This is a genomic window from Prochlorococcus sp. ALOHA_ZT_50 (assembly GCF_022447305.1).
Taxonomy (GTDB): Bacteria; Cyanobacteriota; Cyanobacteriia; order PCC-6307; family Cyanobiaceae; genus Prochlorococcus_A.
The window spans coordinates 1-12,312 of sequence record NZ_JAKVCI010000035.1; the positions used below are offsets into that span (position 1 = coordinate 1).

At 33.8% G+C, this 12,312-nt stretch carries 14 protein-coding genes; 8 read left to right on the forward strand and 6 right to left on the reverse strand.

Annotation, left to right across the window (positions count from 1 at the left end; genetic code table 11):
• Position 1 precedes the first annotated feature (1 nt).
• Positions 2-859 (reverse strand): CNNM domain-containing protein, encoded by an 858-nt coding sequence (locus MK115_RS08320; protein ID WP_287610728.1) that lies wholly within the window; start codon positions 857-859, stop codon positions 2-4.
• Positions 860-933: 74 nt separating this feature from the next.
• Here MK115_RS08320 and MK115_RS08325 point away from each other — a divergent pair, with 74 nt between their 5' ends.
• The 3 genes from MK115_RS08325 (at position 934) to MK115_RS08335 (ending at position 3,054) form a co-directional block, all read left to right on the forward strand.
• On the forward strand, positions 934-2,259 hold the full coding sequence (locus MK115_RS08325; protein ID WP_287610729.1) for an aminopeptidase P N-terminal domain-containing protein: 1,326 nt from the start codon (positions 934-936) through the stop codon (positions 2,257-2,259).
• 54 nt (positions 2,260-2,313) lie between these two features.
• The gene (locus MK115_RS08330; RefSeq protein WP_179850491.1) at positions 2,314-2,472 is read left to right on the forward strand and encodes a hypothetical protein; all 159 of its coding nucleotides are present in this window, start codon (positions 2,314-2,316) and stop codon (positions 2,470-2,472) included.
• A 105-nt stretch (positions 2,473-2,577) separates the two neighbouring features.
• Entirely contained in the window at positions 2,578-3,054 is a 477-nt protein-coding gene (locus tag MK115_RS08335; RefSeq protein ID WP_075438719.1) for a 30S ribosomal protein PSRP-3, read from the forward strand.
• A 3-nt stretch (positions 3,055-3,057) separates the two neighbouring features.
• On the opposite strand, the gene atpC is transcribed toward MK115_RS08335, so the two are convergent.
• On the reverse strand, positions 3,058-3,462 hold the full coding sequence (atpC, locus tag MK115_RS08340) for an ATP synthase F1 subunit epsilon (protein WP_025972519.1): 405 nt from the start codon (positions 3,460-3,462) through the stop codon (positions 3,058-3,060).
• Positions 3,463-3,502: 40 nt separating this feature from the next.
• Positions 3,503-4,963: a F0F1 ATP synthase subunit beta gene (gene atpD, locus MK115_RS08345; protein ID WP_011863550.1), complete on the reverse strand. Its 1,461-nt coding sequence runs from the start codon at positions 4,961-4,963 to the stop codon at positions 3,503-3,505.
• Positions 4,964-5,181: 218 nt separating this feature from the next.
• Here atpD and groES point away from each other — a divergent pair, with 218 nt between their 5' ends.
• Together groES and groL are read left to right on the forward strand one after the other, a co-directional pair.
• Complete coding sequence (gene groES, locus MK115_RS08350; RefSeq protein WP_002806275.1) at positions 5,182-5,493, forward strand: co-chaperone GroES; 312 nt, start codon at positions 5,182-5,184, stop codon at positions 5,491-5,493.
• 51 nt (positions 5,494-5,544) lie between these two features.
• Positions 5,545-7,182 carry a chaperonin GroEL gene (gene groL, locus MK115_RS08355; protein WP_011819051.1) on the forward strand — a complete coding sequence of 546 codons (1,638 nt, stop codon included), beginning with the start codon at positions 5,545-5,547 and terminating at the stop codon, positions 7,180-7,182.
• 70 nt (positions 7,183-7,252) lie between these two features.
• On the opposite strand, the gene secG is transcribed toward groL, so the two are convergent.
• Together secG and gpmI are read right to left on the reverse strand one after the other, a co-directional pair.
• Positions 7,253-7,480: a preprotein translocase subunit SecG gene (gene secG, locus MK115_RS08360; protein ID WP_011863548.1), complete on the reverse strand. Its 228-nt coding sequence runs from the start codon at positions 7,478-7,480 to the stop codon at positions 7,253-7,255.
• Positions 7,481-7,503: 23 nt separating this feature from the next.
• On the reverse strand, positions 7,504-9,126 hold the full coding sequence (gene gpmI / locus MK115_RS08365) for a 2,3-bisphosphoglycerate-independent phosphoglycerate mutase (protein WP_287610731.1): 1,623 nt from the start codon (positions 9,124-9,126) through the stop codon (positions 7,504-7,506).
• Positions 9,127-9,263: 137 nt separating this feature from the next.
• Between gpmI and pyrR the strand changes: the two genes are divergently transcribed.
• A complete protein-coding gene (gene pyrR, locus MK115_RS08370; RefSeq protein ID WP_287610732.1) occupies positions 9,264-9,800 on the forward strand; it encodes a bifunctional pyr operon transcriptional regulator/uracil phosphoribosyltransferase PyrR in 537 nt (178 codons plus the stop codon).
• A 7-nt stretch (positions 9,801-9,807) separates the two neighbouring features.
• Here the strand turns inward: pyrR and MK115_RS08375 are convergent, their stop codons facing one another.
• Positions 9,808-11,376: an Hsp70 family protein gene (locus MK115_RS08375; RefSeq protein ID WP_287610733.1), complete on the reverse strand. Its 1,569-nt coding sequence runs from the start codon at positions 11,374-11,376 to the stop codon at positions 9,808-9,810.
• A gap of 98 nt (positions 11,377-11,474) precedes the next feature.
• Between MK115_RS08375 and MK115_RS08380 the strand changes: the two genes are divergently transcribed.
• Positions 11,475-11,711: a DNA-directed RNA polymerase subunit omega gene (locus MK115_RS08380; RefSeq protein ID WP_002807252.1), complete on the forward strand. Its 237-nt coding sequence runs from the start codon at positions 11,475-11,477 to the stop codon at positions 11,709-11,711.
• Positions 11,712-11,713: 2 nt separating this feature from the next.
• Positions 11,714-12,085: a DUF1818 family protein gene (locus MK115_RS08385; RefSeq protein ID WP_287610734.1), complete on the forward strand. Its 372-nt coding sequence runs from the start codon at positions 11,714-11,716 to the stop codon at positions 12,083-12,085.
• Positions 12,086-12,312 lie beyond the last annotated feature (227 nt).

Below are 12,312 nucleotides of genomic sequence, written 5' to 3' on the forward strand. Positions count from 1 at the left end.
GTTAATAATTGATCTGCTTTATCATTTCCGGAATGTAGTCCACAGGTTCGCAAATTTCTGATAATAATTTTTTATTTTCTCCATTAATTAACTCTGTCAACATTTTTTCACGCTTTACTACCCCTTGTATTTTGTCAACTTTATCTCCCAAAATAACCCACCATGGAGAGCTGTCAGACATAATGAGGTTTGAAATTTCATCAAGATTTGATGACCCATCAAGACAAGGTGCCGATACCCTAGGGGTCATTAAGTCTTTTGCTTTTAAGTCATTTAATTGAAAAACCTTAAATATCATTGCTGCCTCATCAGCTTCTATAAAACCTTTCTGACTTCCAATTTTTGCCATTTGTCTAATTTCTTCTTCATCAGTTGAAATTTCGTTTTCTGCTGTAATAACTGGAAATATCTGTTCAATTAATATTAAGAATGGCCTCATTAAAGTATTTAATATTCGCAAGATAGGAACAGATAATAGTGCTATTTGAACTGAAAATCTTGTGCCAAGAGCTTTTGGTAGTACTTCTCCTACTAAAACAACTAGTATGTAAAAAGCTATTGAAAAAAGGGTTAAACCAAAACTGCTATTAATTACCAATGCTCCGTATACTCCTAAAATAAGACTGCCAATTATATTAAATCCATTATTAGTAATAGTAATTACAGTTAGTGTCCTTCCAAGATGTTTTCTAAGTTTTAGAAGTTGATTTGCAGAACTTTTTGGCTTTTGTCTAGAGGCAATTTCTAAAATTCTAATTGAATTTACAGCTAAAAAAGCTGCTTCTACTCCCGAACAACATGCTGATCCAATTAAAATAATTATTATAAGTAAAAATAAACCGTAAACACTTGGTTCCATTAAAGTAGATTAGGTACTAAATCTGTTTTAATTCATTCTTCCATTTTTTTTTTAAACACGCCAATACACAATTTATGTTTGAACCTGACCATAAAGTTTTTGAAGAAAGAAGAGAAATATTCCTAAATAAATTAGGTGGGAAAGCTGCTATTATCCCTGGGGCTAATCTTGTAAAGCATCATGCTGATTGTGAATATCCTTTTAGGCAAGATAGTAATTTTTGGTATTTAACAGGTTTCGATGAGCCAGATGCAATCGCTCTTTTCTTATCGCATAAGCCAAAGGGAGAGAGATTTATTATGTTTGTCGCTCCTAAAGATGTTATAAGCGAAGTCTGGCATGGCTTTAGATGGGGTTTAGAAGGCGCTGAAAAAGAGTTTAAGGCTGATAAGGCTCACTCAATAAACGAATTAAGAGATTTACTCCCAACTTACATAAATGGTTCTGATGAACTTGTTTTTTCAATTGGAAAGCATCCAAAAATAGAGAAAATAATACTAGAGATATTTTCACAACAACTTGAAAATCGCTCAAGATCAGGGATTGGTGCAAATTCTATAAAATCTCCAGAAATTTATTTAAATGAGATGAGATTAATTAAAAGTGAATTTGAAATTAAGAGAATGAGAGAGGCTATACAAATTTCAGCCGAAGCTCATGAACTAGTTAGAGAATCTATCTCATCAAAGAAAAATGAAAGACAAATTCAGGGTCTTCTAGAGGGATTCTTTTTGGAAAAAGGGGCGAGAGGACCAGCTTATAACTCAATTGTTGCATCAGGAGATAATGCCTGTATTTTGCATTACACTTCAAATAACTCACCCTTGAAGAAGGAAGATTTATTGTTGGTGGATGCTGGCTGCTCACTAATTGATTATTACAATGGAGACATAACAAGAACTATTCCAATAGGTGGTAAATTTTCTAATGAGCAAAAAGTTATCTATGAAATTGTATTGAGTGCGCAGAAAAATGCAATTAAAAGTGCTGTAAAGGGATCGAATTCTAGTGCTGTTCATAATGTTGCTTTAACAATTCTTATAGAAGGATTAAAAGAAATTGGTTTATTGTCAGGCAGTACTGAGGAGATAATTGAGAATCAATCTTATAAACATCTTTACATGCATAGAACTGGACATTGGCTCGGCTTAGATGTTCATGATGTTGGAGCATACAGAATGGGGGACTATGAAGTGCCATTACAGAATGGAATGATTCTTACGGTAGAACCTGGGATCTATATAAGTGATAGGATCCCAGTCCCTGAGGGACAACCCCCTATAGATGAGAAATGGAAAGGCATAGGGATAAGAATTGAAGATGATGTCCTGGTCAAAGATACAAACCCAGATGTTTTAAGTATTGCTGCACTAAAAGAAATTTCTGATTTAGAGTTTTGAAATTTGACTTATCTAGTTAATAGATTTATTTTTTATTAAGTTTAAAACTCAAAAATGAATAAGTCTGATTCATATGATTCGAAACTTTCTCAAGCAAGAGGCTTAGCTAGTCAGCTTGGCATGTTCGCAGAAGAAAACGATATCCCCAAAGATCTTTGGGATTCATTGGAAGCCACTATTTATGATTTTTATGAAGTAACTCATGATAGATAAAATCCTGTTTAGAAGTTATCAATTACTAAAATCAAGAAATTTTGAATAAATCAATCAAAATGTGACCATAAACTGATAAATTATTTATTAAACATAAATAAGTGAATGACCTCATCAGATAAGTTAAATCAAAATTCAACAGAAAAAAAGGGAAAAAACAGTGATGCACCAAACTCTAAAAATTCTTCTCCTAATTCAGGAATGATGGGTGCCACAGCTGTATTAGCAGCTGCCACAATTGATGAAGATGGAGTACCTACTGGTTATACCCCTAAACCTGATGAAGGAAGGTTCATAATTAAAGTATTGTGGTTACCTGATAATGTGGCTTTAGCAGTGGATCAAATAGTAGGTGGAGGCCCAAGCCCTCTTACTGCTTATTATTTTTGGCCAAGAGATGATGCTTGGGAAAAATTAAAAAGTGAACTAGAGAATAAAGGTTGGATTACAGATAACGAAAGAGTAGAAATATTGAATAAAGCTACTGAAGTAATAAATTATTGGCAAGAAGAAGGTAAAACAAAAAAATTAGAAGAAGCCAAATTAAAGTTTCCCGAAGTAACTTTTTGTGGAACCGCTTAAATATTAGTTCTTTGCAGCTTGAATCCTAGCCTCAGCCTTTGAAACCTCTTTCAAGGCTTTAATTTTCTCTGGATTTTTTTCATTTTCAGAAAATTTGCTAATTGCTAATTTTGCTTCTTTAAGATCTTGTTCAGCATTTTGAACATTAATTTCAGAACCAATTTCAGCATTATTTACTAGAACTATAACTTCATCTGATTCAATTTCAGCGAAGCCTCCCATAAGAGCTATTGATTTCCACTGGGAATTCATTCTTAGCCTTAAAACGCCAATATCTATAGCAGTAACTAAAGAGATGTGTCCTGGTAGTACACCAATTTGACCAGTAGTACTAGGAAGGATTACTTCTTCAGCTTCGCCTTGATAAACATTTTTATTAGGAGCTAAAACTTTTAGAGAAATTGCCATTAATTTAAAATTATTGAAGGTTAAATATATATTTAAATATTTATTTTTCTGATTTTATTTTTTCAGCCTTTGCTTTAACTTCATCAATGTTACCAACTAGGTAAAATGCCTGCTCTGGTAAATCATCCAATTCACCTGACAAAATCATATTGAAACCAGCAATGGTATCTTCTAATTTTACATATTTACCAGACATTCCTGTAAATATTTCTGCTACGAAGAAAGGTTGTGAGAGAAATTTTTCAATTTTTCTAGCCCTGTCTACTGTTAATCTATCTTCTTCAGAAAGCTCATCTAAACCAAGAATTGCAATGATATCTTGAAGTTCTTTGTATCTTTGTAAAGTTGATTGAACAGCTCTGGCTGTTTTGTAATGCTCATCGCCAACAACTGATGGTTGTAGCATAGTGCTTGTTGAGTCTAATGGATCAACTGCTGGATAAATTCCCTTAGCTGCAAGAGCTCTAGCAAGCACGGTAGTAGCATCTAAATGGGCAAAGGTTGTAGCTGGAGCAGGGTCTGTTAGGTCATCAGCAGGTACGTAAACAGCCTGGATAGATGTTATTGACCCTTCTAATGTAGATGTAATTCTTTCTTGCAATTCACCAACATCAGTTCCCAGAGTTGGTTGGTATCCAACAGCTGAAGGCATTCTTCCAAGTAATGCAGATACTTCAGAACCAGCTTGAACGAATCTAAAAATGTTATCAACAAAAAGTAGAACGTCTTGTTTATTTACATCTCTAAAATGTTCGGCCATTGTAAGTGCTGATAAGCCTACTCTCATTCTTGCACCAGGTGGCTCATTCATCTGTCCAAAACATAAGGCAACTTTTGATTGAGTTAAATCATCTGCATTGATAACGCCTGATTCTTTAAATTCTTCATATAAATCGTTCCCTTCTCTAGTTCTTTCCCCTACACCGCCAAAAACAGAAACTCCACCATGCTCCTTTGCGATGTTATTAATTAATTCTTGAATAAGAACTGTCTTCCCAACACCAGCACCTCCGAATAATCCAACTTTTCCTCCTTGTCTGTAAGGAGCCAAAAGGTCGATAACTTTAATACCAGTTTCAAAAACTTTTGGCTTAGTTTCTAGGTCAGTTAACTTTGGCGCAGCTCTATGAATTGGAGCAGTATCTTTAGTATTTACTGGACCTTGTTCATCTACTGGTTCTCCTAAAACATTAAATATTCTTCCTAAAGTTGCTTCTCCTACAGGTACAGATATTGGTGCTCCTGTGTCGATTGCCTCCATGCCTCTTACAAGGCCGTCTGTGCCACTCATTGCCACTGCTCTTACTCTATGGTCACCTAGGAGCTGTTGGACTTCTGCAGTGAGCGCTATATCTTGTCCAGCAGGATTTTTAGCTTCAATTCTTAAAGCATTTAATATTTTGGGCAATTTCCCAGCTGGAAATTCTACATCTAGAACTGGACCAATTACCTGACGTACTACGCCTTTTGTTTGTGAAGAAGTTGATGGAGTTGCTACCATTTTTTATTGATTGGTGATGAATAGCTGATTTAAACAGCTCATAATCCGAAAATACTACCACCTCATGGGTAGATTCGTTAAATGGGTTCGGCCACCCGCACAGTTTAAGTATGGTTTAATTGCCGCTTTGCAGATTATGTTGTTGATGATACGGATGGAGAATTTCTCTTTCCATTTTTATGACGCAAAGCGTCTCAATCATGATCCTCCATTAATCTATGGCAGCTGTTTCACTTACAGTCTCTACAGTAAAACCACTGGGAGATAGAATATTTATTAAAGTTTCCGCATCTGAGGAAAAAACTGCTGGGGGCATTCTTTTGCCTGATTCAGCTAAAGAAAAACCACAGGTTGGAGAAGTTGCTCAGGTGGGCCCTGGCAAACTTAATGACGATGGTTCTCGACAAACTCCAGAAGTGAGTATTGGCGATAAAGTTTTGTACAGCAAATATGCTGGCACAGACATTAAATTGGGAGGAGATGAATATGTCTTGCTCTCAGAAAAGGATATTTTAGCTGTAGTAAGCTAAAATATTTGTTTCAAAAATTATTAAAACTTATTACTAAATCACTGCCTAAACATGGCTAAAAGAATTATTTACAATGAGCAAGCTCGTAGAGCGCTCGAGAGAGGAATTGATATCCTTGCTGAGTCTGTGGCTGTAACGCTTGGACCAAAAGGAAGAAATGTTGTACTAGAGAAAAAATTTGGTGCTCCACAAATTATCAATGATGGTGTCACAATCGCTAAAGAGATCGAATTAGAGGACCACATTGAAAACACAGGGGTTGCTTTAATCAGACAAGCTGCTTCAAAAACTAATGATGCAGCTGGAGATGGTACTACAACAGCCACTGTTTTAGCTCATGCAATGGTTAAAGCAGGGTTGAGAAACGTTGCTGCAGGAGCTAATGCAATTACCTTGAAAAAAGGAATTGATAAAGCGACTGAATTTCTAGTTGGTAAAATTCAAGAGAATTCCAAACCTATTAGCGATAGTAATGCTATAGCTCAATGTGGAACTATTGCTGCTGGAAACGATGAAGAAGTTGGTCAAATGATTGCCAATGCTATGGATAAAGTTGGTAAAGAAGGTGTTATCTCCTTAGAAGAAGGAAAATCAATGACTACTGAATTAGAAGTTACTGAGGGGATGCGCTTTGATAAAGGCTATATCTCACCTTACTTCGCAACAGATACAGAGAGAATGGAGGCTGTTTTAGATGAACCATATATCCTTCTGACTGATAAAAAAATTGCCTTAGTGCAAGATTTAGTTCCCGTTTTGGAACAAATAGCTAAAACTGGTAAACCACTAGTCATTATTGCAGAAGATATTGAAAAAGAGGCTTTAGCAACTCTTGTTGTCAATAGATTACGAGGTGTGTTAAATGTTGCTGCAGTAAAAGCTCCTGGATTTGGTGATAGAAGAAAAGCCATGCTTGAAGATATGGCCGTTTTAACTAATGGACAACTTATTACTGAAGATGCAGGCTTGAAATTAGAGAATGCTACCTTAGATATGCTTGGAACTGGTAGAAGAATAACTATCAATAAAGAGACTACAACTATTGTAGCTGAAGGTAATGAGCAAGCAGTTAAAGCTAGATGTGATCAAATTAAGAAGCAAATGGATGAAACAGATTCCTCATATGATAAAGAAAAGCTTCAAGAACGTCTAGCTAAATTAGCTGGAGGTGTAGCAGTGATTAAGGTTGGGGCTGCTACTGAAACTGAGATGAAGGATAAAAAGCTTCGTCTTGAGGATGCTATTAATGCAACAAAAGCAGCTGTTGAAGAAGGAATTGTACCTGGAGGAGGAACAACTCTCGCTCATTTATCTCCTATTCTAAAAGAATGGGCTGATAAAAATTTAGAAGGAGAGGAATTAATTGGAGCTAACATTGTTGAAGCTTCACTTACTGCTCCTCTTATGAGAATTGCTGAGAATGCAGGTTCTAATGGAGCTGTGATTGCTGAAAATGTAAAAACTAAACCATTTAATGATGGATTCAATGCTGCTACTGGAGAATATGTAGATATGTCCTCTGCTGGTATAGTTGATCCTGCAAAAGTTACACGTTCAGGATTACAAAATGCAGCTTCAATAGCAGGAATGGTTCTAACCACCGAATGCATAGTTGCAGATTTACCTGAGAAAAAAGATTCAGCTGCTCCAGCAGGCGCTCCTGGTATGGGCGGTGACTTTGATTATTAACTAAGCAATAATTTTTAATTAAATTTGTTAAAGGGGATCATTTAAAATGGTCCCTTTTTTTATTCAACTTTTATGAAATCCAACCAGCGCTAAGAATAATTGCGAGAGACAAAAATATCACTAAAAAAGTCCAAGTTATTTTGTTTAGAGAGGCTTCTGCACTACTTGCGCTGTTGAACATAGAGCTTCCACTGGCGGCTATTCCTCCCATTCCATCACCTTTGGGACTATGAAGTAAAACTAAGAGAATGAGAAGAACTCCAGAAAATACCCATATCCAACTAATAATTTGAATCATTGCTTAAAAAACTTTTATTAACTTTAAACGTGTTGAACGACCTTATTATAACCTTTTAATTCAATTTCTTGAATAAGAGATTTGCCTGTCATTTCTCTTGGTATTGGTAGATTTAATAATTGCAATAAAGTGGGAGCAATATCTGCTAAGCCCGCGTTTTCTCTTAAATTAATTTCATTTCCCATATTTGGTATTTTTCTTTTTTCACCTTCAATCAAAATTAATGGAACTTTATTTATTGTGTGTGCTGTCCATGGTTCTCCTTCAGATCCTTTCATTACCTCTGCGTTACCATGATCGGCTGTAATAACAATGCTTCCGCCCATTTCTCCAGTAGCATTAACTATTTGACCTACACATTTATCTACTTTTTCTATAGCTTTAATTGTTGCATCCATGTTGCCTGTATGACCAACCATATCAGGATTGGCAAAATTGATTACAACAAAAGCATAATTCCCGCTTTTAATTGCTTTAGAGCAACTAATAGTTAATTCCTCCGCAGACATTTCGGGTTCCATATCATAAGTTGCGACTCTTGGAGATGGAATCAAATGTCTCTCTTCTCCAGGTAAAGGAATTTCAACTCCTCCATTGAAAAAGTATGTTACGTGAGGATATTTTTCAGTTTCCGCGGTTCTGTATTGTTTAAGTCCGTTTTCTGAAACTATTTGGCCTATAAAATTATTGAGTGATTCAGGAGGAAATGCAACTTTAACGGGAAAGTTCGGATCATATTGAGTAAAAGTAACAAAATCTAGATTTGGATAATTTTTTCTTTCAAAGTCTGAGAATTGATTGTCTGAAAGGGATTTGACTATTTGTCTTGCTCTGTCTGGACGAAAGTTAAAGCAAATCAAACTATCCCCATCTTTAAGATAGTTTTCAGACATTCGTATGGGCTCTATAAATTCATCGGTTATGTTTTTGGCATAACTTTTTTCTATGTAATCCTTGGGAGAAATATTTGTTATTTGAATATCTGGATCAGTCAAATTAGAATATGCTTTTTCTGTTCTATCCCATAAAAGATTTCTATCCATTATCCAGTATCTTCCGCATATGGAAGCTATTTCGCCTGTATTAAATTTTTTTATACATGATTCTATTTGATTTAGATATTTAGAGGCACTTTTTGCAGGAGTATCTCTTCCATCGGTAATAATATGGATTGCAACTTTTTTGATTTCATTATCAGATGCCCATTTTATTAAACCTAATAAATGATCGATATGACTATGAACTCCTCCATCGGAACATAATCCCGTGATATGCAAAGTAGAATTATTTTTCTTTAATGAATCAGCCATCTCTTTTAACTCATTTACCAAGCCTAATTGATTATTTTTTACAATATTTGAAATCCTTACAAGTTCTTGTTGTATTATTCTTCCCGAACCAATGGTAAGGTGCCCTACCTCTGAATTGCCCATTTGACCATCTGGGAGGCCTACATCAGATCCACTAGCACTTATAAGGGTGTGGGGGTAAGCATGCCACAATGAGTCCATGATTGGTGTACTGGCACTTTTTATAGCATTATCTGATTTTTCTTTTCGATATCCCCATCCATCTAGTATTGCAAGAACTACAGGGCTCTGAGGAACACTTAATCTTTTTATATTTTTGCTGCTAATCTTTGACATATTTAGATCAAATTCATTTTTAACTGATCCAACCTTAAATTTAGCTTCAAACGTTACTCTTTAACAATTTATATTTAACATAGTTAGCTTTTGCTAATTTATGAAAATATTAGATTAATTTTATTTCTTGATAAATCATGTCCAAGAAGACAAAAAAGATCGTAATACTTACTGAAGTTGAGCTTAGAAAAACTATTTCGCGTTTAACTTGCGAAATTATCGAAAAAGTAAAAAAACTGGATAACCTTCTATTGGTTGGTATCCCGACTAGAGGAATTGAGCTGACCGAAGTGCTAGAAAAGGAATTATTCTCTAGAACAGGTTTAAGAGTTAGAAAAGGAACAATTGATCCAACTTTTTATAGAGATGACCAAAATAGAGTTGGAACTCGCCTAATACAAGCTGCAGATATTCCAACTCCTATTGAGAAACAAGAAATTCTTTTAATAGATGATGTAATTTACACAGGTAGAACAATTAGAGCTGCAATGGATGCTTTATATTCATGGGGCAGACCTCAAAGAGTGATGTTATTAGTAATGGTAGATAGAGGTCATAGAGAATTACCTATTCAACCAGATTTTTGTGGTAAAAAAGTGCCAACTAGTAAAATTGAAAGTATTAGTTTACGTTTAAATAATGTTGATAATGAAGAAGGAGTTTTTCTTGAATAGCTATCTTTCAGAAGATATTTCCTAAATTATATTCTCCAAAAAATTCATCTTTAACATCAAAACACTTAACCAATAAATCAGCATTTTTCGTAATTTTAAAAAAAAGTTTTAAGTTGTCTTCTCCAATATTAGATTTATTTTTTAATACTATTTTGAGTGGTTTTTTGTCCCATTTTATAATTTCTTCTTCATTTTGAATCTCTGATAACTTTGGTAATCCATTTTCAAAAATAACATCATATGCTCTTTCTTTTTGTGTCTCTCCAATTATTATTTCGAATATTTTCTGATTATTTTTACTGGCTTGAAGGATCAGTTTAAAGGGTGTTTCTGTTGGCCATGTTTGACCTTTGCAAAAAATAGGATGCCAAAAGTGTTTTTGTTCTCTTTTATTAAATAATCTTATAGATAATCCTTTGTTTAATATGTCTTTAATTTTTACCCCAGGGGTCATTGCTAAAGCTCCCAAAGCTATTGATTCAATAGGAGGTGGCGACTTTATTTGAATTTTTGGAATTTTTTTTGTTATCCATTCTTTAATCAATGGTATTTGAGTTCCTCCACCAACCAAAACAATTGCATTTAAGTCGTCAACTGTGCAAAATTTGCCTCTTGCTTGATTTAATAAATCTTTGAGTAAAGAGTTAAGGTGATTAAGAAGATTATTTTCAATGAGTATTTTCTCAAATATTTCTTTACTTAGGTAAAATTCTTTTTCTTGATTTTGTTCAGTAAATAATTTTATTGGATATTTATTTTCATATTTGATTACAGATGAGCTGAGTTTACATTTTATTTTTTCTGCCTTTGAAAGATTATTAATATAATTATTACCTGGAATAAAATAATCAACTATCCATTGATCAATATCTTTCCCACCAATTTTTGAGCCTGTTTTTCCAATTATTTCAGCACACCTTATTTTTTGTTTTGAAATTGAGCTTACATCATTACCTTTAAATTTTAATAGTTCAGCTATTGGACCAGATTTTCCTTCTCCTCCTTCTATTTTGACTATATTCATATCGACTGTACTTCCTCCAATATCTAATGTCATAATTTTTGAGCCAAATGGTACATTTATTCCTAAACTTGCCGCAGTAGGCTCATCAACAAGGGCTATTTCATCTACAGATATTTCCTCGCAAAGGTTAACTAACCATTCTCTGTAACCCTTATATGTATCTATTGGAGCAGTTAAAACAAGTCTTTTGATCTCATACTTGTGCGGAATGTTTGCCCACAAAATTTGAAAAAATTTTTCGCCACATTCATTAGGGTTTAAAATATTTTTTTGGTTAATTTTTTCAATAGAATTTCCAATTAATCTTTTAAAGTTCGAATGAAAAAATAAATCAGAATTTGAGTTATCCCTCATCTTTAGAGCACTAATACCAATTTTAGGAATCTTTGAAGGTTCCTCGAACCAAACTGCTGTAGGAATAACTCCTGGAGATGATGTAATATTCGGTATTTCAACTAAAACAGAATTTATATCTTTTTGATCTTGAAAAGCTACAACAGTATTAGTGTTCCCTAAATCAATAGCAAGTGTTCCAGATAAACTTTCTTCCATATGAAATTATTTAAATCAATTAAGTTCTTTTTGTAATTTATGTTTTGAAACGGTCGAATAAACTGTAAAATATATTTTATAGTAAAAAATTTTTTTTAATGAACATATCTAATAATGCAGGAATTGATTCTAATGATCTTGCAAAGAGAGGTGAGAGCTTGATAAGAAAATCAACTAATAGATATTTAACTACAGTGAAAATTGCTTTCAGAGCTAAACAAAGACGTTTTGATGATTTTGATGGCTTATTAGAGGAGTCAACTATTAAACCCGTTCAAAGGTCAATTATTGAACTAAGCGATGAACAAGATCAACCAGATTTACTTCCAGGCTAATTTTGGTAAAAGACCAAAAAGGATGGAGATTACTTAGAGATTTTAAAAAAGGCAAATTTTGCTTTTTGATTGGTGTTGATAATTGGTCAATCGAGTTACAAAAAAGTGAATTCTATTCACTTTACCTTCTACTATTAAAAATTAATGAACAACTATTAGTTATCAAGGATGAACTAATGGATGAAGAATCTATTACTTTAGAATTAGAACAACTACCTTGGTATATTCAGTTAGAGGGGAAAAAGAATGAATGGAGTTTAAGGTTTGTTTTTGAAAGTCAAGACCAAACTAGATCCTTCGAAATGTATTGGCCGATACCAATAGCACAAAATTTATTTTATGAAATAAAAAACATGTGGGAATCAATGGATTAAAAGATAAATAAAATTGGAAATTTTAGAAAATATTTCCCCTTCCCAAAAAAAATTTTTCACAACTTTTCCACAGTATTTTTTTAAAAAATATCTGATGATCTAAAGCATGTGGAAAACTTCTGATTTTATATAAATCTTTATATTTAAGTAAGATTTAATTTTGAAAAATTAATTTCCATGACTTCTCCTTTCATGACTGAATTCTCATTATTCTATAACCTGAGACT

Excerpts from the sequence above, each read along its gene's own strand:
- MK115_RS08320 (WP_287610728.1), bottom strand. The coding sequence starts at position 859 with ATGGAACCAAGTGTTTACGGTTTATTTTTACTTATAATAATTATTTTA.
- MK115_RS08325 (WP_287610729.1), top strand. The coding sequence starts at position 934 with ATGTTTGAACCTGACCATAAAGTTTTTGAAGAAAGAAGAGAAATATTC.
- MK115_RS08330 (WP_179850491.1), top strand. The coding sequence starts at position 2,314 with ATGAATAAGTCTGATTCATATGATTCGAAACTTTCTCAAGCAAGAGGC.
- MK115_RS08335 (WP_075438719.1), top strand. The coding sequence starts at position 2,578 with ATGACCTCATCAGATAAGTTAAATCAAAATTCAACAGAAAAAAAGGGA.
- atpC (WP_025972519.1), bottom strand. The coding sequence starts at position 3,462 with ATGGCAATTTCTCTAAAAGTTTTAGCTCCTAATAAAAATGTTTATCAA.
- atpD (WP_011863550.1), bottom strand. The coding sequence starts at position 4,963 with ATGGTAGCAACTCCATCAACTTCTTCACAAACAAAAGGCGTAGTACGT.
- groES (WP_002806275.1), top strand. The coding sequence starts at position 5,182 with ATGGCAGCTGTTTCACTTACAGTCTCTACAGTAAAACCACTGGGAGAT.
- groL (WP_011819051.1), top strand. The coding sequence starts at position 5,545 with ATGGCTAAAAGAATTATTTACAATGAGCAAGCTCGTAGAGCGCTCGAG.
- secG (WP_011863548.1), bottom strand. The coding sequence starts at position 7,480 with ATGATTCAAATTATTAGTTGGATATGGGTATTTTCTGGAGTTCTTCTC.
- gpmI (WP_287610731.1), bottom strand. The coding sequence starts at position 9,126 with ATGTCAAAGATTAGCAGCAAAAATATAAAAAGATTAAGTGTTCCTCAG.
- pyrR (WP_287610732.1), top strand. The coding sequence starts at position 9,264 with ATGTCCAAGAAGACAAAAAAGATCGTAATACTTACTGAAGTTGAGCTT.
- MK115_RS08375 (WP_287610733.1), bottom strand. The coding sequence starts at position 11,376 with ATGGAAGAAAGTTTATCTGGAACACTTGCTATTGATTTAGGGAACACT.
- MK115_RS08380 (WP_002807252.1), top strand. The coding sequence starts at position 11,475 with ATGAACATATCTAATAATGCAGGAATTGATTCTAATGATCTTGCAAAG.